Source organism: Xanthobacter sp. NM-25, from assembly GCF_022138605.1.
Lineage (GTDB): Bacteria > Pseudomonadota > Alphaproteobacteria > Rhizobiales > Xanthobacteraceae > Xanthobacter.
In genome coordinates, this window is sequence record NZ_JACBFS010000002.1 from 308,855 (window position 1) to 328,354 (window position 19,500).

General features: G+C 69.2%; 23 protein-coding genes. 7 read left to right on the plus strand and 16 right to left on the minus strand.

Annotated elements, in window-relative coordinates; all coding sequences use genetic code 11:
• Positions 1-25: 25 nt before the first annotated feature.
• Entirely contained in the window at positions 26-1,045 is a 1,020-nt protein-coding gene (locus tag MEU52_RS07205; protein ID WP_238120631.1) for a patatin-like phospholipase family protein, read from the minus strand.
• A gap of 150 nt (positions 1,046-1,195) precedes the next feature.
• Between MEU52_RS07205 and MEU52_RS07210 the strand changes: the two genes are divergently transcribed.
• Positions 1,196-2,056: an alpha/beta fold hydrolase gene (locus MEU52_RS07210; RefSeq protein ID WP_238120630.1), complete on the plus strand. Its 861-nt coding sequence runs from the start codon at positions 1,196-1,198 to the stop codon at positions 2,054-2,056.
• A gap of 7 nt (positions 2,057-2,063) precedes the next feature.
• On the opposite strand, the gene MEU52_RS07215 is transcribed toward MEU52_RS07210, so the two are convergent.
• Genes MEU52_RS07215 through MEU52_RS07245 form a run of 7 tightly spaced genes read right to left on the minus strand, consistent with a single transcriptional unit; the run spans position 2,064 to position 7,708 of the window.
• The gene (locus MEU52_RS07215) at positions 2,064-3,746 is read right to left on the minus strand and encodes a complex I subunit 5 family protein (RefSeq protein ID WP_238120629.1); all 1,683 of its coding nucleotides are present in this window, start codon (positions 3,744-3,746) and stop codon (positions 2,064-2,066) included.
• Entirely contained in the window at positions 3,743-5,254 is a 1,512-nt protein-coding gene (locus MEU52_RS07220) for a complex I subunit 5 family protein (RefSeq protein ID WP_238120628.1), read from the minus strand. Before MEU52_RS07220 ends, MEU52_RS07215 begins: the two co-directional genes overlap by 4 nt.
• Positions 5,251-5,574, minus strand: coding sequence for an NADH-quinone oxidoreductase subunit K (locus MEU52_RS07225; protein ID WP_238120627.1), 324 nt, complete (start codon positions 5,572-5,574; stop codon positions 5,251-5,253). The genes MEU52_RS07220 and MEU52_RS07225 overlap by 4 nt, the downstream gene beginning before the upstream one ends.
• Complete coding sequence (locus tag MEU52_RS07230; protein WP_238120626.1) at positions 5,571-6,500, minus strand: MnhB domain-containing protein; 930 nt, start codon at positions 6,498-6,500, stop codon at positions 5,571-5,573. The genes MEU52_RS07225 and MEU52_RS07230 overlap by 4 nt, the downstream gene beginning before the upstream one ends.
• Complete coding sequence (locus MEU52_RS07235) at positions 6,497-6,838, minus strand: cation:proton antiporter (protein ID WP_238120625.1); 342 nt, start codon at positions 6,836-6,838, stop codon at positions 6,497-6,499. Before MEU52_RS07235 ends, MEU52_RS07230 begins: the two co-directional genes overlap by 4 nt.
• The gene (locus MEU52_RS07240; protein WP_238120624.1) at positions 6,835-7,143 is read right to left on the minus strand and encodes a monovalent cation/H+ antiporter complex subunit F; all 309 of its coding nucleotides are present in this window, start codon (positions 7,141-7,143) and stop codon (positions 6,835-6,837) included. The genes MEU52_RS07235 and MEU52_RS07240 overlap by 4 nt, the downstream gene beginning before the upstream one ends.
• Positions 7,136-7,708 (minus strand): Na+/H+ antiporter subunit E, encoded by a 573-nt coding sequence (locus MEU52_RS07245; protein WP_238120623.1) that lies wholly within the window; start codon positions 7,706-7,708, stop codon positions 7,136-7,138. Before MEU52_RS07245 ends, MEU52_RS07240 begins: the two co-directional genes overlap by 8 nt.
• A gap of 323 nt (positions 7,709-8,031) precedes the next feature.
• Between MEU52_RS07245 and MEU52_RS07250 the strand changes: the two genes are divergently transcribed.
• Positions 8,032-8,559: a DUF1269 domain-containing protein gene (locus MEU52_RS07250; protein ID WP_238120622.1), complete on the plus strand. Its 528-nt coding sequence runs from the start codon at positions 8,032-8,034 to the stop codon at positions 8,557-8,559.
• Between the two features lie 103 nt (positions 8,560-8,662).
• Positions 8,663-9,955: a nicotinate phosphoribosyltransferase gene (gene pncB, locus MEU52_RS07255; RefSeq protein WP_238120621.1), complete on the plus strand. Its 1,293-nt coding sequence runs from the start codon at positions 8,663-8,665 to the stop codon at positions 9,953-9,955.
• Positions 9,956-10,003: 48 nt separating this feature from the next.
• On the opposite strand, the gene MEU52_RS07260 is transcribed toward pncB, so the two are convergent.
• The 4 genes from MEU52_RS07260 to petA all read right to left on the minus strand — a co-directional run bounded on the left by MEU52_RS07260 (position 10,004) and on the right by petA (position 13,341).
• A complete protein-coding gene (locus tag MEU52_RS07260) occupies positions 10,004-10,540 on the minus strand; it encodes an adenine phosphoribosyltransferase (RefSeq protein ID WP_238120620.1) in 537 nt (178 codons plus the stop codon).
• Positions 10,541-10,640: 100 nt separating this feature from the next.
• A complete protein-coding gene (locus MEU52_RS07265; protein ID WP_238120619.1) occupies positions 10,641-11,477 on the minus strand; it encodes a cytochrome c1 in 837 nt (278 codons plus the stop codon).
• A 20-nt stretch (positions 11,478-11,497) separates the two neighbouring features.
• Complete coding sequence (locus tag MEU52_RS07270) at positions 11,498-12,775, minus strand: cytochrome b (RefSeq protein ID WP_238120618.1); 1,278 nt, start codon at positions 12,773-12,775, stop codon at positions 11,498-11,500.
• Between the two features lie 38 nt (positions 12,776-12,813).
• Positions 12,814-13,341 (minus strand): ubiquinol-cytochrome c reductase iron-sulfur subunit, encoded by a 528-nt coding sequence (gene petA, locus MEU52_RS07275; RefSeq protein ID WP_238120617.1) that lies wholly within the window; start codon positions 13,339-13,341, stop codon positions 12,814-12,816.
• A gap of 259 nt (positions 13,342-13,600) precedes the next feature.
• Here petA and MEU52_RS07280 point away from each other — a divergent pair, with 259 nt between their 5' ends.
• The 3 genes from MEU52_RS07280 to MEU52_RS07290 all read left to right on the plus strand — a co-directional run bounded on the left by MEU52_RS07280 (position 13,601) and on the right by MEU52_RS07290 (position 15,334).
• Positions 13,601-14,062: a tRNA (cytidine(34)-2'-O)-methyltransferase gene (locus MEU52_RS07280; protein ID WP_238120616.1), complete on the plus strand. Its 462-nt coding sequence runs from the start codon at positions 13,601-13,603 to the stop codon at positions 14,060-14,062.
• Positions 14,063-14,125: 63 nt separating this feature from the next.
• Positions 14,126-15,043: an oxygen-dependent coproporphyrinogen oxidase gene (gene hemF / locus MEU52_RS07285; protein ID WP_238120615.1), complete on the plus strand. Its 918-nt coding sequence runs from the start codon at positions 14,126-14,128 to the stop codon at positions 15,041-15,043.
• Positions 15,044-15,109: 66 nt separating this feature from the next.
• Positions 15,110-15,334 carry a YodC family protein gene (locus MEU52_RS07290; RefSeq protein WP_238120614.1) on the plus strand — a complete coding sequence of 75 codons (225 nt, stop codon included), beginning with the start codon at positions 15,110-15,112 and terminating at the stop codon, positions 15,332-15,334.
• 75 nt (positions 15,335-15,409) lie between these two features.
• On the opposite strand, the gene MEU52_RS07295 is transcribed toward MEU52_RS07290, so the two are convergent.
• The 4 genes from MEU52_RS07295 to MEU52_RS07310 are packed head-to-tail and all read right to left on the minus strand — an operon-like array spanning position 15,410 to position 18,220.
• Entirely contained in the window at positions 15,410-16,648 is a 1,239-nt protein-coding gene (locus tag MEU52_RS07295; protein WP_238120613.1) for a CCA tRNA nucleotidyltransferase, read from the minus strand.
• The gene (locus MEU52_RS07300; protein ID WP_238120612.1) at positions 16,645-16,905 is read right to left on the minus strand and encodes a DUF6111 family protein; all 261 of its coding nucleotides are present in this window, start codon (positions 16,903-16,905) and stop codon (positions 16,645-16,647) included. The genes MEU52_RS07295 and MEU52_RS07300 overlap by 4 nt, the downstream gene beginning before the upstream one ends.
• A complete protein-coding gene (locus MEU52_RS07305) occupies positions 16,905-17,585 on the minus strand; it encodes a CoA pyrophosphatase (protein WP_238120611.1) in 681 nt (226 codons plus the stop codon). The genes MEU52_RS07300 and MEU52_RS07305 overlap by 1 nt, the downstream gene beginning before the upstream one ends.
• Positions 17,582-18,220, minus strand: coding sequence for a DUF1285 domain-containing protein (locus MEU52_RS07310; RefSeq protein WP_443266188.1), 639 nt, complete (start codon positions 18,218-18,220; stop codon positions 17,582-17,584). Before MEU52_RS07310 ends, MEU52_RS07305 begins: the two co-directional genes overlap by 4 nt.
• Positions 18,221-18,476: 256 nt before the next feature.
• On the opposite strand from MEU52_RS07310, the gene MEU52_RS07315 reads away from it, so the two are divergent.
• A complete protein-coding gene (locus MEU52_RS07315) occupies positions 18,477-19,490 on the plus strand; it encodes an AAA family ATPase (RefSeq protein ID WP_238120610.1) in 1,014 nt (337 codons plus the stop codon).
• Positions 19,491-19,500 lie beyond the last annotated feature (10 nt).

Genomic DNA, 19,500 nt, shown 5'->3' on the forward strand with positions numbered 1-19,500 from the left:
TTTGCGCAGCCCGCCTCTGCGCCTCCTAGAGCTGGGCCAGGAGGGCGTCGAAATCGAGGCTCTGCCGCTGCCCCAGCGCCGCGCCATGGGCATCGAGGAAAGCCTGCGCCGCCTTGCGCCCCTCCGTGTGCAGCATGGAGACGAACGACCATTCGGCATTGAGCTTGGAGGAGAAGTCGAGCCCGTTCATGAGCGGGTTGCGCACCACATGCAGGCGCAGCCGCGCCCATTCCCGGGCCGCCAGATCGGCGCCGGCGCTGGCGCCGTCCCGCTGCAGCCGCTCGATCATATAGAGCTCCTTCACCAGCACCGCATTGAAGGACACCTCGTTGAGGCGGTTGAGAATATCCGTGGGGGTGCGCGGCGTGCCCGCCCGCTCCAGCGGGTTGACCGGCACCAGGATGATGTCGTCGGCGGTGAGCGCCTCGGCGAGCGGGGCGAGGGTGGGATTGCCCGAATAGCCGCCGTCCCAATAGGGATCGCCGTCGATCTCCACCGCCTGGAACAGGGTGGGCAGGCAGGCGGAGGCCATCAGCGCATCCGGGGTGATGTCGGCATTGCCGAACACCCGCGGCCGGCCGGTGCGCACATTGGTGGCGGTGATGAAGACCTTGATCGGCGAGGTGCGCAGGCGCTCGAAATTCACCTGCCGGTCGAGGATCGGCTGCAAGGCGTTGTGGCCCGTCGGATTGTACTGGTAGGGCGAGAGCATCCGCGACATGAAATCCATGAGCAGGTAGCCCGGTGACTGGTCCAGCGACCAGCGGCCCAGCAGGCGGTCGAGGGGCGAACGCTGGAACGGGCTCAAGTGCGCGGCATCCGACACCTGCCGCCAATAGCGGGCCAATGCCGCCTTGGCGCCGGCGCGCCCGTTCTGCGCATAGCCATCGGCCAGCACCACCGCATTCATGGCGCCGGCGGAGGTGCCGCAGACCCCCTCGATGTCGATCCACTCCTCCTCCAGCAGGCGGTCGAGAACCCCCCAGGTGAAAGCACCGTGGGAGCCGCCCCCCTGCAGCGCGAGATCCACCGAAACCCGGTCCATCGACACCTCCTTCGTCGCAGTGCCGCAACGGCCGCCTTATACCATTGCTCGTGACGGGGATATGGACTTCGCTGAACGGGCATGGCTAGAAGACACCAACCGGGGCGTGCCGAGCGCCCCCAAAGGTCCGCAGGAACCATGGGAGGGGGCATGGAACGGGTCGCGGTGAATGGCATCGAGCTCGCCTATCGCACCTGGGGCGAGGGGGACGTCACCGTCCTGTTCATCCACGGCAATCTCGCCAGCAAGGAGTGGATCTCCCTGGCGGCGCCACATTTTCCCCGCGGCATCCGCACCATCGCCATCGACTGGCGCGGATGCGGCGACAGCGACAAGCCGACGCCCCTGCCCGATTTCGCCAATTATGCGGTGGCCCAGCACGCCCGCGACATGCTGGCGGCGCTCGATGCCCTCAACGTCTCCTTCTGCCACCTTGCCACCCATTCCGCCGGCGGCCTCATCTCCACCCGCATGCTGCTGGAGCAGCCGCAGCGGTTCGGGCGGGTGTTCTCTTTGTCTCCGGTGGCGCCCCAATCCATCCTGTTCCCGCCGGAGAAGGTGGCCTTCTTCGGCGAGATGAAGAAGAGCAAGCCCCTCACCCGGCAGATCATGGCCGCCACCTGCATGAGCCTGTTCGAGCCCGACAGCTTCGCCAAGGGGCCGGTGCGGTTCGTGGCCGATGTGGGGGCGCGCGGGGCCTTGTTCGACACCATCGTCGAGCAAACCTTCGCGGTCTCCGACGGCATCTGGTTCGGCACCCCCGACACCCTCACCAAGGAAGCCCAGAGTGGCGAGCTGAAGGGGCGGATGAAGGAGATCATCCATCCCCATCTCGTCGCCTGGGGCATGCTCGACGCCGTCATTCGCGAGCAGGACCTTCAGGTCATGACCGAGGAGATGCCCGATTGCCGCCTTGTGGCGGTGCCGGGCGTGAGCCACTCCATGAATGTGGAGGCCCCGGAACTCTACGCCGGCTATTTCGGCGCCTGGTTCGGCGGCCTCGCCTGCTGAAGCCGCCTCACGGCCACAGCGGTTGGAGCCATTGCGGCTCGCCCATGGCCACCGCCAGGGCCACCATCACCAGCACCAGCGCGAGCGCCGCGCTGGACCAATGCCGCAGCCCGGCATCGAGCCGCACCGCCGCGCTCAGCAGTCCACGCAGCGCCGGGCGAAGCCCCTGGGTGAGGGCCAGAATGTCACCGGCGGGGATCTCCGAGACCTTGGGCGGCTTCTGATAGAGCAGCGCCGCCACCGCCAACCCCAGGGCCACCGGCCACAGCCCCTTGATGATGCCCTCGAGGGAGAACAGGCCGCCGAGCCCAAGGCCGGTCACCGGCGTAAACAGGGCAAAGGGAAGCAGCACCGCCACCCCGCTCAGCACGGCCCACGGCACCAGCAGCGCCGGCGGCGCCTCCGCCTCGCCGGCCGCCGGGTCGGCGCCCTTGCCACGCGCCGCCAGCAGCAGCACATAGCGCGCCATCAACAGCGTGGTGCCGCCGGCGGACAGCGCCAGCAGTATCCCGGCGCCCCCCTCGCCCACCGGCGCCTTCACCGCATATTTGGCGAGGGCACCGCCGGTGAAGGGCAAGCCGGCGAGGCTCAGCCCGAGCACCGCCGCGCCGATGAGCACGAGGCGCAGGTGGCGGGGCCCGCTGGCCATGGCTACCCCCACCGCCAGGAACATGGCGCCCTTCAGCAGCATGTGATTGAGGGCATAGAAGGCCGCGAGACTGGGCGCAGCGGCATCCCCCGCCGCCAGGCCGGCGCCCAGCACCGCCGCGACCACCCCCATCTGGCTGACGGTGGAATAGGCCAGCGCCCGCTTGGGATGGCTCTGGGTGAGTCCGATGGCGACCCCGTAGAAGGCCGTGAACAGACCTGCCGTCAGCAGCGCCATGCCCCATTGCGCCAGCGGCAGGTCCGCCGGCAGGAAGCGGATGAGGCCGATGACACCGGCCTTCACCACAATGCCCGACAGCACGGCTGAGCCGGGCACCGGCGCCACCGCATGGGCCAACGGCATCCACACATGCAGCGGGAACAGCCCCATCTTCATGGTGAAGCCCACCAGCAGCAGCCCCAGGATGGCCCCCCGCCAGGGCGATTGCGCCAGGCCCGCCACCGCATCGCGGATCAGTGGATTGGCGCCGCTGACGCTGGAGGCCAGCATGACGAAGGCGGCGATCAGCAGCGCCTCGCCCAGCACCGTGAGGGCGAGATAGACCCGGCCGGCCCGCCGCGCCTCGGCCGTGTCGTCATGGGCGGCGAGCCCGTAGGCCGCAAAGCTCACCAGCGCATAGGCCAGATAGAAGCTCGCCACATCCGCCACCAGGAACACCGCGAACGCCCCGGCCATGGTGAGCAGCCACCAGACGCTGAAGGCACCGCGCTCCGGATCATCCTTGAGATAGGCCCGTGCATAGATGCCGGCCAGCAGCCACAAAAGGGCGGCCCCGCCCAGCAGCAGCGCGCCGGGGGCATCGAGCGCCAGGGTCAGGCGAAACGGCGCCGGCACCAGCAGCACGCTCTGCCCCACCGGCACCAGCAGCACCGCCGCCAGCGCCGGCAGCGGGGCGACCAGCGCCAAGGTCGGCCCCCACCGCCGCACCCAGGGCTTCAGCGCCGCGAGGCCCAGCACCAGAGGCACCAGGATCGCCGACAGCAACAGCAGATCGGAACCGCCCAGCGTGCCCGCCGTCATGGTGCACCCTCCGCCCAGCTGGCGGGCCGGCCGATGGCAAGATAGGCGGACGGCTCCAAGGGCACGAAGCCCAGCCCCACCGCCACCAGCGCCAGGGCGAGCGCCACCCACTCGCGCCAGCCGGCCACCGGCCGCAGGGCCAGCGGCGCGGCGGGCCGCTGCAGCGCCGGCACCACCACCCGCAACACATAGCCCCCCGCCAGCAGGCCGCCGATGAGGATGACCAGCGCGATCCACCAGTTGCCCAGATGCACCGCCGCCGACAGCAGCATGACCTTGGCGACGAAGCCGCCGGCCGGTGGCAGCCCCATCAGCGAGAGGCCGCCGAGGCCGAAGGCGGCCACGCTCACCGGCAGTGCCCGGCCGAGCCCGGTGAGCCCCTTGATGCGATCGTGGCCCACCGCCTCGGCGATCAGGCCCGCCGCCATGAACATGGCCGCCTTGGAGAAGGCGTGGGAGGCCAGATGCAGCGCGCCACCGGTCCAGGCCAGGGCGCTCCAGGCGCTGGCCGCCGCCGCCAGCGGAAACATCAGGAACAGGTAGCCGATCTGCGCCGCGGTGGAATAAGCGATCAGCAGCTTGAGACGGTGCTGCGCCAGCGCCACCAGGCTGCACATGAGAATGGCAGCAGCGCCGAGGCCGGCCAGGATCGGCCCCACCTTCACCGCCAGGCTCTCCGGCGCCAGATCGAGCCAGAACCGCACCAGGAGGAAGATCGGCGCCTTGATCACCACCGCCGACAGCATGGCGCTGGCGGCGGGCGGCGCGCCCGAATGGGCCGGCGGCAGCCACAGATGCAGGGGGAACAGGGCGGCCTTGGCCATCATGCCGGCGGTCATGGCCGCCAGCGCCACCACCAGGCCGGGGCTGACACTGGCCCTGCGCGCCGCCAGGATGATGTCGAGGGTGCCGTAAAGGGCGTAGATGAGCACCGTGCCCAGCAGGTAGAGCACCGAGCCGAACAACGCGAACACCAGATAGCGCAGCGCCGCCTCGATCTGCCCTTCCTTACCGTCAAGGCACACCAGCGGCACCGCCGCGAAGGTGAGCAGCTCCAGCGCCACATAGAGGGTGAACAGGTCTTCCGCGACGAACACCAGATTGAGCGCGCTCCACACGCACAACAGCAGCATCCAGAAGGCCGTCGGCATGCGCTCGCCCGCCGCCCGCGGCGTCGCCGGGCCGGTCATGGCGTAAAGGCCGGTGGCGCACAGCACCACCGCCGTCATCACCAGCATCACGGCGGACAGGCCATCGGCCCGCAGGCCCACCCCCAGGGGCGGGCGCCAGCCGCCGATGAACGCAGTGGCCGCCTGCCCGGCCGCCGCCACCTCCGCGCCGATCCCCAGCGCCACGGCGAGGCCCGCCGCCAGCACCAGCAGCGTGAGCCGCTCGGCCAGGCGCGACCCCAGCAAAAGCAGCGGCAGCAGGCCGAACAGCGGCAAGATCACCGCCAGCACCAGCAGCATGTCGGCCGGGGGCAGCCCCGGGAGTGCTCCCCCGCTCACGTGTCCGCCTCCGGCTCCTCGGACGGCGCGCCGCCCTTCGCCCGCAACTGCGCCAGGCGCTCCACCAGCGCGGCGCCCAGGGCGGTGGCCGAGAAGGCGACGACGATGCCGGTGATGACCAGCGCCTGCGGCACCGGATCGCCGCCGAAGCCCGCGCCGGCCCCCCGTCGCGCCACCACGCCGAACAGCACGAACACGCCGCCGCCCAGAAGGTTGAAGGCGATGAGCCGGGCCAGGGCACCGCGCCCCACCATCAGGCCATAGATGCCGATGGCGCACAGGGCCGCGGCGGCGAGGCCGAACAGGGTCTCGGCGCTCATTCCGTCTCCTCCGCAACCGGCGGGCCGAGCACCAGCAGCGCCAGGGTCACCGCGATGGACAGGGTGATGGCGGCTTCCACCAGAATGATCACCGCTTTTTCCACCCCCGGCGGATAGGCCAGGAAGGCGTCGGCGAACACCCAGCCGAGCACGCCCACCAGCAGGAAGCCGAACGGCCCCGCCAGCAGCAGCGCCCGCAGCCGCCGCCGCGCCAGCACCGGGCGCGGCAGCAGCCCCGCGGCGATGGCCATCAGAGCCATGGCCGCCAGCACGGCACCGCCCTGGAAGGCGCCTCCGGGCACGTCCGCGCCGGCCCAAAACATGTAGAGCCCCACCAGCACGCCCACCGGCACCACCAGCCGCGCCAGGAATTCCAGCGCCCCCGACCAGGGGGCCGGCAGCAGCACCGCCGGACGGCCGGCCCAAGTGCGGTCGGGCGAGAGGGCCCATACGCCGATGAGGGCGAGCAGCAGCACCACCGTTTCCAGCAGCGTATCCAGCGCGCGGAACACGATGAGCACGGCGGTGATGGGATTGCCGAGATCGGTGGCCGGCAGGTGCCGCGCCACTTCCGGCGCCAGGCTCGGCGCTGGCTCGGGCAGCAACAGCACCACAGCGGCGAGCCCCGCGAACACCAGCAGCGCCACCACCCCCGCGAGCAGGCGATAGGCGAGCCCGGCCGCGAGCGGGGCCGGCGCATCATCCCGCGCCACCGCCCGCAGCAGCACCAGACCGGTGACGCCGCTGCCCACCGCCACCTCGGTCAAGGCCACATCCACCGCCGCCAGCCGCACCCAGACGAGGCCGAGGATCAGCCCATAGGCCATGAAGGCGGCCACCCGCGAGAACCCCTCCCCCGCCGCCACCGCGCGCAGCGCCGCCAGCAGGGCGAGAAGACAGAGCAGCGCATCAAAGGCCAGGCTCATGGCTCGCCCGCCTCCGCGGCCGCACCGTCCGGGTCATCGGCGCCGGTCTCGCTGTCCCGAAACGCCACTTCGGCCAGCAGCTGCGCCACCGCGCCGGAGGAAAGCTGCAGCAGCAGCCAGATGGCCACCACCTTGGCGGCGGCCAGCACGGCGCCGCTGGCCACGAGCTGCGGCAGCACGCCGAGGGCGATCAACCCCAGGCCGATATTGTCCGCCTTGGCCAGCGCATGCAGACGCGTGAGCGGATCGGGCAGGCGCAGCAGACCGAGGGTTCCGGCGGCGAAAAACACGAGGCCAGCCAGAACACACAGGCCGGTGAGCAGATGGAGCGCGATCATCGGCGCCCCTCGCCGCCCGCCTCGTCCGATGGCGCGGGGTTCTTGAGCGCCAGCCCCCGCAGCGCCATGGCCGCCACCGCAGCCAGAAGGGCCAGCAACAGCGCCACATCGAGCGTGGCGACATCGCCGCTGGCGAGGGTGAGCAGCAGCAGCACCCCGATGCCCCCGGACCCCAGCAACTGCACCCCCATCATCTGGTTCGCCATACCGCCGCGCAGGCCCATGGCCACCAGCCCGATGGCGGTGATGAGCAGCAACAGAGCCGCCGCCACGAACAGCGCCTCCCCCAGCAGGCTCTCAGCCATGCGCCGGCCCCTCCGGCTCGAGCAGATCGTCGGGCGGGAGCGCCTCATCGACCGCCGCGCCCACGGCCTCCAGGTAGAGGGTAGCGTCCTCCTCCAGCTCGTCGAGCACCGGGCCTTCCACGTCCAGGGCATGGAGCAGCAGCGCATCCTCCTCCGCACCGAAGGGCAAGGTCCCCGGCTGCAGGCTGATGGTGGCGGCGAACCCCTGGCGCAGCAGCCCTTCCGACATGCCGCAATCCACCGCGACGATGCCCGGGGCGATGGGCAGCACCGGCGCGGTGACGCGGCGCAGCAGGTCCACGCCCGCGAGAGCGGAGCGGCGCAGGAAATGGGCGAGAAATATGGCGATCGGCCGTACGCGCAGCACCCGCCGAGAGGGGGGCAGCAGGCGCAGGCTCAGTTCCGCCACCAAAACGCTGCCCAGGGCCCCCGCCAGCAGATCCACCGGCCCCACCCGGCCGAGCGCCACCCACACGGCGAAGACGCACAGAAAGCGCACCGCGCGCTGCCGCAGGCTGAAGCCGGAAGCCCCATGCTCGAGGTCCGGCGGCGGAAGAGCCGTCATGACGCCTGATCACCCCATCCTTGCAGTGGCCGCCCCGCGCGACAGCGGGCAGGACACCCGCCCCGCACGTGCAGCGGAACCTTGTGACCGGACGAATCATGGCGTTGAACAAGCAGAACCAAAGCTTCAACGGCAGGATACGTTGTGGTTCGGTTCTACTGCCGGCCGTGCCGCGTTGCAACGTGGCCGCGGCCGCACAGGCGGGCCCTGCACAGCGGTGCCCATACCGCAGCGCGTCTTGCCTCTGTCGCGGATTCGGCCCAAGGTCCGGCGCCTGCAACCGGGCCCTGCGCGGTTCTGCGCCCACCACACAGAGGATGACCATGAGCGATCTCGTCGTATTCGGCTTCAGCAAACTTCACGAGGCCGACGAAGTCCTCAACAAGCTTCGCTCCATGCAGAAAGAGCACCTCATCGACCTGGAAGATGCCTGCGTGGTGGAGCGGGAAGCCGACGGCAAAGTGCATGTGAAGCAGGCGGTAAACCTCACCGCCATGGGCGCCGCCCAGGGCGGCACCATGGGCGCCCTGTGGGGCGGCCTGGTGGGCCTGTTGTTCCTCAACCCGCTCGCCGGCATGGCGCTGGGCGCGGCGGCCGGTGCCGGAGCGGGCGCGCTGTCCGGCTCGCTGGCCGATTACGGCATCAACGACGATTTCGTGAAGCAGCTGGGCGCCACCATCCCGGCCGATTCCTCGGCCCTGTTCGTGCTGGTGAAGAGCGTCACCTTCGACAAGGTGCTGCCGGAGATCGAGCCCTATAATCCCCGCGTGCTCAAGACCTCCCTGTCCAACGAGGCGGAAGCCAAGCTGAAGGCGGCCCTCATCGGCGGCGGCGCGCCCGCCGCGTCCTGAGCGGCGGTCCACCCGCGACCATACGGTGGCCCGCGCCGGCGCGGGCCCATCCATCCGCGCCCCGGCGGCCCACCGTCGCCCGGGCGCCAGCCAGACGGTGGCCATGACCGACATCGCGACCCGCGTCTATAACCACACCTGGAAGATCGACCCCATCATCCGCTCGGTGCTCGACACCGATTTCTACAAGCTGCTGATGGGTCAGCTGATCTTTCGCCGCCATCGCGACACCCGGGTCACCTTCGGCATCCACAACCGCACCGCCCGCATCCGCCTCGCCGACATCATCGACATGGGCGCCCTGCGCGAGCAGCTGGACCACGTGCGCACGCTCAGTCTCAGCCGGGGCGAGAGCACCTGGCTGCGCGGCAACATGTTTTACGGCCGGCGCCAGATGTTCGCCCCCGATTACCTGGCCTGGCTGGAGGACTTCCGCTTTCCCGACTACGCGCTGGAGAAACGCGAGGGGCAGTATGAGCTGACCTTCGAGGGCCCGTGGCTGGAAACCACCATGTGGGAGATCCCGGCCCTCGCCATCATCAACGAGTTGCGCTCGCGCGCCGTGCTGAAGGACCTCGGCCGGTTCGAGCTGCAGGTGCTCTACGCCCGCGCCATGACCCGGGTGTGGGAAAAGGTGGAGGCGCTGCGCGCCCTCGCCCCCATCAATATTGCCGATTTCGGCACCCGCCGCCGCCATGGATTCCTGTGGCAGGAGTGGTGTGTCGCGGCCCTGAAGGAGGGGCTCGGCGCCGGCTTTCTCGGCACCTCCAACTGCCTCATCGCCATGCGCCACGAGATGGAGGCCACCGGCACCAACGGCCACGAGCTGCCCATGGTCTATGCCGCCCTCGCCGATGACGACGCGGCGCTACGGGCGGCGCCCTATCGGGTGCTGTCGGACTGGCAGCAGGATTACGACGGCAACCTGCGCATCATCCTGCCCGACACCTATGGTACCGCCGGCTTCCTCGCCCACGCCCCCGACTGGGTGGCGCGCTGGACCGGCGCCCGCATCGACAGCAAGGACCCCATCGAGGGCGGCGAGGAAATGATCCGCTGGTGGCAGGCGCGGGGGGAGGATCCGCGCGAGAAGCTCGCCATCTTCTCCGATGCCCTCGACGTGGCGGAGGTCACCCGCATCCACGCCGCCTTCCAGGGCCGGGTGCGCCTCGGCTTCGGCTGGGGCACCCTGCTGACCAACGATTTCCGCGGCCTGGTGGCCGATGGGGCGCTCGATCCCATCTCCATCGTCTGCAAGGTCATCGCCGCCAATGGCCGGCCTGCGGTGAAGCTCTCCGACAACCCCACCAAGGCCATGGGCCCGGCCGATCTCGTCGCCCATTACCGGCATGTGTTCGCGCAGGAACAGCAGCCGGCCCGGGCGGTGCTGGTTTAGAGCAGCAGCTGCGCCGCCCCGCCGTGGTGGCTCATGCCGGCGGCACGCTCAGTGGCCGGCGAACGAAACCAGACTGCGCACCGGCACGTCGAGGTCCCGCAGCTTCTGCGCGCCACCGAGATCGGGCAGTTCGACAACGAAGCAGGCCGCCAGCACCTGCGCGCCGCATTGGCGCAGCAGCTGCACCGCGCCGATGGCGGTGCCGCCGGTCGCCACCAGGTCATCCACCAGCAGCACCGGCTCGCCGGGTGCGATGGCATCCACGTGCATCTCGATCTCGTCGTGGCCGTATTCCAGCGCATAGGCCATGCGCACCGTCTCGTGCGGCAGCTTGCCCTTCTTGCGGATCGGCACGAAGCCCGCCGACAATTGATGGGCGACCGCGCCGCCGAGAATGAAGCCGCGCGCCTCGATGCCCGCCACCTTCGCCACGCGACCGCCGGCGAACGGCTGAACCAGCTCGTCCACCGCCCGGCGGAAAGCGCGCGGGTTGCCGAGCAGGGTGGTGATGTCGCGAAACAGAATGCCGGGCTTGGGATAATCGGGAATGGTCCGGATCGTGGCGGCGAACTCATTGGGCGTCATGACGGTCTCCGGAGCGAATGAGGCCGGCGCGGCCGCGGCGACCCTCAAAAAGAAAAAGGGCCCTCGCGGACCCTTCTTCGTGCGTGACGTCAGGGCGACCTCAGTGAGGCACCTTGGACCACACCTTCTTCTTGGTGAAGTACAGCAGGCCTGACAGGACGATCAGGAAGATCACCACCTGGAAGCCGATGCGCTTGCGCGCATCGAGATGGGGTTCGGCCATCCACATCAGGAAGGCGGAAACGTCCGTGGCATACTGGTCGACCGTCTGCGGCGTGCCGTCGGTGTATTCCACCTGGCCGTCGCTCAACGGAGCCGGCATGGCGATCTGATTGCCCGGGAAATACTTGTTGTAGTGCAGGCCCGACTGCACGTGCACGCCTTCCGGCGGCTCGGCATAGCCGGTCAGCAGCGCGTGGATATAGTCCACGCCGTGCTCCTGATACTGGATGAAGGCGTCGGTCACGAAGCCGGGGAAGCCCACGTGGTAGGAGCGGGCCTTGGCCAGCACCGACATGTCCGGCGGCAGCGCGCCACCGTTGGAGGCGCGGGCGGCCTGATCGTTGGGGAACGGCGCCGGCCAGTGATCCGACAAGCGACCGGGCCGCTGGAACATGTCACCGGAATCGTTGGGACCATCGGTGATCTGGTATTCCGCGGCGATCTGCTTGGCCTGTGCCTCGCTGAAGCGGGGACCGCCCGGCTGCACCAGATTGCGGAAATAGAAGAAGTTCGCGGAATGGCAGGAGCTGCACACTTCCTTGAACACCTTGAAGCCGCGCTGCAGCTGCGCCGTGTCATACATGCCGAACGGGCCGGCAAACGACCAGCTGAGCCGCGCCGGGCGGTCATCATGACCGCCCTCCGCCGCCGAGGCGGGCGCCGCAAACAGCAGCGCTGCCGCGGCCGCACCGAAGAGAATGCTACGAATGGTCATGCTGTTCTCTCCGCCCCGGGTCACTTGGTCTCGGGGGCGGCCGCACCGGCCACCACCGTCGCGCCACCCTTCGCGTGCCTCGCCAGCACCGCGTCGGCGATGGAGGCGGGCAGCGGCTTCGGCTTCTCCACGAAGCCCAGCAGCGGCAGAATGATGAGGAAGTGAACGAAATAGTAGACCGTGAAGATGCGCGACACGATCACATAGATGCCTTCGGACGGCTGCGAGCCGAGGTAGCCGAGGCCCACCGCCACCACCGCGAAGATCCAGAAGAAGATGCGGTACATGGGCCGATAGCGGGCTGAGCGCACCTTGGAGGTGTCGAGCCAGGGCAGGAAGGCGAGCACCGCGATGGCGGCGAACATGGCCAGCACGCCGCCCAGCTTGTCCGGGATCGACCGCAGGATGGCGTAGAAGGGCAGGAAGTACCATTCGGGCACGATATGCGCCGGCGTCGACATGGGGTTCGCCGGGATATAGTTGTCCGAATGCCCGAGGTAGTTCGGGATGTAGAAGATGAACCAGCAGAAGAAGAGCAGGAACACGCAGGTGGCGAACACGTCCTTCAGAGTCGCGTAGGGCGTGAAGGGCACGGTGTCCTTGCTCACGCTCTTCACGTCGATGCCGTCGGGATTGTTCTGGCCCACGTGGTGCAGCGCCCAGATATGCAGGCCAACCACGCCGGCGATCATGAACGGCAGCAGATAATGCAGCGCAAAGAAACGGTTCAGGGTGGGATCACCGACCGAGTAGCCGCCCCACAGCCACTGCACGATCACCTCGCCCACCACCGGAATGGCGGAGAACAGGTTGGTGATCACGGTGGCGCCCCAGAACGACATCTGGCCCCAGGGCAGCACGTAGCCCATGAAGGCGGTGGCCATCATCAGCAGGTAGATGATGACGCCGAGGATCCACAACACCTCGCGCGGTGCCTTGTAGGAGCCGTAATAGAGGCCGCGGAAGATATGGATATAGACGGCGATGAAGAACATCGAGGCGCCGTTGGCGTGGATGTAGCGGATCAGCCAGCCGTAATCCACATCGCGCATGATGTGCTCGACGCGGGCGAACGACACCGGCGCATAGGCCACATAGTGCATCGCCAGCACGACGCCGGAGACGATCTGCACCACCAGCATGAAGCTGAGGATGGCGCCGAAGGTCCAGAAGTAATTGAGATTCTTCGGCACCGGGTAAGCGATGGCGGAAGAATGGACCAACCCGACGATCGGCAGGCGGCTCTCGAACCACTGCGCGACCTTGCTCTTGGGCTGGTAGGTGGAGTGTCCTTCCATGGGATCCAACCTTTATTGAGTTCAGCGACGGTCGAGCGTCAGCCGATCACGATCTTCGTATCGGAAGTGAAAGCGTAGGGCGGCAGCGCCAGGTTGAGCGGCGCGGGTCCCTGCCGGATGCGGCCGGAGGTGTCGTAGACCGAGCCGTGGCAGGGGCAGAACCAGCCGTCGTAGGCGCCCTGGTGGCCCAGGGGCACGCAGCCGAGATGGGTGCAGATGCCGATCACCACCAGCCATTCGTCCTTGCCCGGCTTCACGCGGTCGGCGTCGGGCTGCGGATCGCGCATGGAGGCGAGATCGGCCTTCTGGGCCTCCTCGATCTCCTTCTTGGTCCGGTGAGAGATGAAGATCGGCTTGCCGCGCCACTGCACGGTCACGATCTGCCCCTCGGCGATGGGAGAGATATCCACCTCGGTGGTGGAGAGCGCCAGCACCGAGGCATCGGGCTGGAGCTGGGAGATGAAGGGCCACACCATGCCGGCAACGCCCACCGCGCCCACCGCTCCGGTCGCGATGTAGAGAAAGTCCCGACGCGATGCCTTCTGTGACGTCTCCGTATGTGCCACGGCGCTGATCCCCGTCTATGGTCTGCCCGCCGCTCGCACCGGGATCCTCACCATTTGGGCTCAGACATCTGCGGGCGAATGTGGCGGGTCAGTGAAGCCACAAGTGTCCATCTTCGAGCGCCTCTAATTGCACCCCCGCCCGATCTTGTCCAGATGATGGCCATGCGGCACGCAGCCCATTCGTATGACGACGCAAGGTCAGCGCGCCGATGATGGTGCCATAAAACCTCCCGAATTTCCGTTTCCGAGAGCCTGTTTCATGATCCTCGCGCTCTACTGCCCCGACATTGCGCAAAACGCGGGCACCTGCCTGCGCACCGGCGCCTGCTTCGGCGTGCCCGTCCACATCATCGAGCCCACGGGCTTTCCCCTTGGCTCCGCAGGGTTTCGCCGCGCCGGCATGGACTATATCGACGCCGTCGAGTGGCATCGGCACACCACCTTCTCACATTTCACGGAGCAACTGCATGCACGGCGGCAACGCCTCGTCTTGTTCACCACACAGGCCGAACAAATGTTCACCGATTTCCGATTTTCACCCGATGATGCCCTGCTGTTCGGCCGGGAATCGGCCGGCGTCCCGGCCCATGTCCATGCGGCAGCCGATGCCCGGGTCACCATTCCCATGCGGCCGGGGCTGCGTTCGCTGAACCTCGCGGTGAGCGCGGGAATCGGCCTGGCCGAGGCGCTGCGCCAGACCCGCGGCTTTCCAACCGGCTGAGACCGCGCCATGGTGCCCGCCGCTACCCGGCCGCGATGCCCTGAAGGGCCAGAAGGAACAGATATGACCGCCGACACCGCCGCCCACGACCCCGCCCTCGCCGAGCGTCAGGCCCACGCCCGGAGCTGGTTCGAGGCGTTGCAGGGCCGCATCATCGCGGCGTTCGAGCAGTTGGAGGACGAGGCCGCCGCCGATCTCTATGGCGCGGAGCCCGGGCGGTTCGCCCGCACCCCCTGGGCCCGCACCGACCATTCCGGCGTGCCCGGCGGCGGCGGCACCATGGCGCTGATGAGCGGGCGGCTGTTCGAGAAGGTGGGGGTCCACACCTCCACCGTGTTCGGCACCTTCGCCCCCGAGTTCCGCGCCCAGATTCCCGGCGCCAGCGAGGATCCGCGCTTCTGGGCCTCGGGCATCTCGCTGATCGCCCACATGGCCAATCCCCATGTGCCGGCGGTTCATATGAACACCCGCTTCGTGGTCACCACCAAGGCCTGGTTCGGCGGCGGGGCCGATCTCACCCCGGTGCTGGAGCGCCGGCGCAGCCAGGAGGATCCGGACACCCGGGCCTTCCACGCCGCCATGGCGAGCGCCTGCGCACCCCACAAGGTGGCCGATTACGACCGCTACAAGGCCTGGTGCGACGAGTATTTTTTCCTGAAGCATCGCAATGAGATGCGGGGTATCGGCGGGATCTTCTACGACTATCTGGACAGCGCCGCCCAGGGCACCGGCGACTGGGCCGCCGACTTCGCCTTCACCCAGGATGTGGGGCGCGCCTTCCTCGACATCTATCCCCGGCTCGTGCGCGCCAACATGGCCACCCCCTGGACCGCCGCCGATCGCGAGGAACAGCTCATTCGCCGCGGCCGCTATGTGGAATTCAACCTGCTGTACGATCGCGGCACCATCTTCGGGCTGAAGACCGGCGGCAATGTCGACTCCATTCTTTCCTCCATGCCGCCGGTGGTGAAGTGGCCGTGATGGCAGCGTCATCAAGCCCCGCTAAGGCTTTCTCCGCACAGCCCCACGGCAAGCGGAGAGACAGCCATGGCGTTCAACGCGGGAGACATCGTTCAGCTCAAGTCCGGCAGCCCGGCCCTCACCGTGGTCGAGGTGATTGGCGCTGACGTCAAGCTGGTCTGGTATGCCGACGAAGTGGGTGAGTTCCGTAGCGAAACCCTGCCCGAGGCGGCCCTGGAGATCCTCGACCTGACGGATTTCGAGGACGAGGAAGAGGACGGCGAGACCGAAGCCGAAGCCGACGAGGACTGAGCCCCTCGCCCGAACCTGTTCGGGCCCGGCTTTTCCGGGCGCGGCGTCGCCGCGTCCGCACCTTTTATCCCCGCCTTAATCCCCGCTCGCCAGCACCTGCGTCACCAGCGCGGCGCAACTGTCCGCATCAAGGGGGAAATCGGCGGCGATCCACGCAGCCTCCACCCGGGCCAGGGCCTGCCCCAAGGCCCGGCCGGGGCGCAGGCCGCGGGCCATCAGGTCGGCAGCGGTCACCGGCAGGCGCGGCGAGGTCCAGCTCTGCGCCATCGCCAGCAGCCGGGCCGTCTCGCCCCGTCGCTGCGGATCGCGGGCCGCGCTCAACAGCGCCCGGTCCCGCGCCGTCTCCACACCCGCGCGATAGAGGAAGGCCCGCAGATCACGCTCCGGCGCCCGCGCCTGCGGCACCGGCGGCTGGGCGGCGGCCAACGCCTCCAGATGCCGGGTTTCTCCATTGGAGAGGCGCAGCCGTTCGCGCAGGCGCATCACGCTGTCGCCCGTCCAAAGCGCCAAGGCGGCAAGGCGGCGCATGGCCTCCGGTGCCACGTGGGCGGTCGCTTCCTCCGCCACCAGATGGTCGAAGGCGGCCAGATCGGCGATGCCAGCCAGAAGCGGCTGCAGCAGGCCGGTGTCGCTCATCACCCGTAAGGTCTCCGCCGCCCCCTCGGCCACCAGCAGCTTCAAGAGCTCCGCCCGCACCCGCTCACGGGAGAGGCCGGCGAGCCCGGCCCGGCCGCGGATGACTGCGCTGAGCGCGGTCGGGTCCACCGGACCTGCCCCATAGGCCGCATGAAAGCGGAACAGCCGCAGAATGCGCAGATAATCCTCGGCGATCCGCGCTTCGGCAGCGCCGATGAAGCGGACCCGGCGCGCTCTGAGATCGGCGAGCCCCCCCACCAGGTCGATCACCCGCCCATCGGCATCGGCATAAAGGGCGTTGATGGTGAAATCCCGCCGCGCCGCGTCATGCGCCCAGCTGCGGCCGAACCGCACCACGGCGCGGCGTCCGTCGGTCTCCATGTCCTCCCGCAGGGTGGTGACCTCATAGGCCGCATGGTCCACCACCACCGTCACGGTGCCATGGTCGATGCCGGTGGGCACCGGCTTGAGGCCGGCCGCCTGGGCCCGCCGGCTGACCTCCTGGGGTAGCGCGGTGGTGGCGATGTCCACATCGGTCACCGGCCGGTTGAGGAGGGTGTTGCGCACCGCGCCGCCCACCACCCGCGCGGTCTCGCCATCGGCATTCAGCACATCGAGAAGCCGGCGCAGGCCGTGCCGCTCCCAGAAGGCGGCCCCGGCCAGGGCGGGCGCGGTCATTCAAAATGCCCGGGAACGAAGGTGCCGTCGCGGGTCTGCGCCGGCACATAATGGCTGCCGGGCGGCGCGCTGCGCCCCCCCTCGAACAGCAGGAGGCCGGCCACCACCAGCGCCAGGGCGGCCACCACCAGCGCCACCAGCGCCCGCGGCGACCAGTGCCTGGGCACCACCGAGCCCTTGGTGGCGATGAGCAAGGCGGCATAGAGCACGAACGGCGTGAGAAACAGCGCCAGTTCCACCAGGATGGTCCGCAGCATCAGGCGTAGACCCGTTCGTAGAGGTTGCGCAGCATGCCGGCGGTGGCGCCCCAGATGAAGCGCCCCTCGAACGGCATGGCATAGTAATGGCGCAGGGTGCCCTTCCATTCCCGCGACTGGCGCTGGTGGTTGGCCGGGGTCATCAGGAAGTCGAGCGGCACCTCGAACGCCTCCTCCACCTCCGCCGGATTGAGGGTGAGCGCGTAGCCGGGGTCCACCAGCCCCACCACCGGCACGATCCAGAAGCCGGTGCCGGAGAGATAGCCATCGAGATAGCCGAGGTGCCGCACCCAATGGGCATCGAGCCCCACCTCTTCCTGGGCCTCCCGCAGGGCTGCGGCCTTCTCGTCCGCATCGCCGGGATCGACCCGGCCACCGGGAAAGGCGACCTGCCCGGCATGGGTGGAGAGCTTCGACGAGCGCAGGGTCAACAGCACCGCCGGATCGGGCCGGGCGATGATGGGCACCAGCACGGCGGCATGGCGCGGCGGCGCCGTGGGGGCGAGGCCATCGAGGCTGGGCTGCAGGGCATGGTCGCCATTCACGGCGCCGAATGCCCCTTCCGCATAGGGTGGCGGCGGCACGGCGGACAGGCCATGGGCGGCGCGGTCGAGGAAATCCGCCAGCGGTGAGCCGGGCGGCGCGGTGCGATGGGGAAACGTCACGACAGGCACACTCATGATGGGGGCAGGTCCAGCGCGCCGGCCGGCATGATGGGGAAGAAGGCACCGCCGGAGGCCACGCCGAACATCTCCTCGCCCCCCACCGCCCGCACCGCGCCGGCGGCCACCAGATCGAAATAGGCCGAGCGGGTGAGGCGCGCCTCCAGCCCGTTGCGCACGGCGAGATAGGGCACGAACTCCCCGTCCTGCGCTCCCGGGGCGAAGCGCAGCGGGTGCTCGGGGCCACAGCGCACCACGTCATCGAGATTGGTGCGGAACACCAGGGTGGGCCCCTCGGGCCCCGCTTCCTGCGCCATCTCCACCGCCAGGAAGGGCGCGTCGTCGACGGTGATGCCGATCTTTTCCACCGGCGTCTTCAGCACATAGCGGGCGCCCTCACGGGTCAGCACCGAGGCGAACAGGCGCACCAGGGCCGGCCGGCCGATGGGCGTGCCCATGTAGAACCAGGTGCCATCGGCGGCGATTCGCATGTCCATGTCGCCGCAATCGGGCGGGTTCCAGCGCTCCACCGGGGCCGGCCCGCCCCCGGTGCCGGCCGCCCGCGCGGCCGCCATCAGCGCCTCCAGGCGACCGGCGCCGGTGGGCGCATCGCCTGACGGCGCAAGGGTTTCGCCGCCGTTCCGGCCTGCCATGATCGGTCCTCGCGATGACGTGAGCGCGCGGCGCGCGCTTCTCCCGTTCAGGGATTAGACGGAACACAATCTTATCGTAAGCTCTCTTTCCGGGTGGCGCGACCTTTGCCACGCGAAATCAGGGCTAGCCCCGGCCGGGGCGACGCGAGATCATCGCATCCAGGCGCCTTTTCGCCGCCTTTTGCGGCGAGCCTCGTGGCGATGCACCCGTGACACCCGGCTCGGGGGCGTGGAGACCTTGCGTGGAGACGTTTTGATGTCGGCTGCCGGCGAGACTTTCGACCTCGACCAGATGATCGTGCGCAATGCGGAAACCGCCGCCGGCCACGTGCGGGCGGCGCGTACCGCCATGGGTGCGGTCATCTTCGGGCAGGATGCGGTAATCGACCGCGCGCTCATCACCATCCTGTCCGGCGGCCATGCGCTGCTGGTGGGCGTGCCGGGCCTTGCCAAGACCAAGCTGGTGGAAGCCCTGGGCACGGTGCTGGGGCTCGATGCCCGGCGCGTGCAGTTCACCCCCGACCTGATGCCCTCCGACATTCTCGGCGCCGAGGTGCTGGAGGAGACCACCGGCGGCCAGCGCGCCTTCCGCTTCATCCGCGGGCCCATCTTCGCGCAATTGCTGATGGCCGACGAGATCAACCGCGCCTCGCCGCGCACCCAGTCGGCCCTGCTGCAGGCCATGCAGGAATACCACGTGACGGTGGCCGGCGAGCGCCACGACCTGCCCAAGCCCTTCCACGTGCTGGCCACCCAGAACCCGCTGGAGCAGGAAGGCACCTATCCCCTGCCCGAGGCCCAGCTCGACCGCTTCCTGATGCAGATCGACGTGGATTATCCCGATCGGGAAGCCGAGCGGCGCATCCTGTTCGAGACCACCGGCGCCGAGGAGCAGAAGCCCCGCGCCGCCATGGCGGTCGATGACCTGATGGCCGCCCAACGCCTGGTGCGGCGCCTGCCGGTGGGCGAATCGGTGGTCGAAGCCATCCTCACCCTGGTCCGTTCCGCCCGCCCGGCCGGCGACCAGCCGGCGGAAAGCGCGGAACAGCGCTTCATCGCCTGGGGCCCGGGCCCGCGCGCCTCGCAGGCGCTGATGCTGGCGGTGCGTGCCCGGGCACTCCTGGACGGGCGCTTCGCCCCCTCCCTCGACGATGTGGCGGCGCTCGCCGAGCCGGTGCTGAAGCACCGCATGGCCCTCACCTTCGCCGCCCGCGCCGAGGGCGAGAGCGTGAGCGCCATCATCCGCCGCCTGGTGGCGCAGATCGGTTGAGGGGCGCATC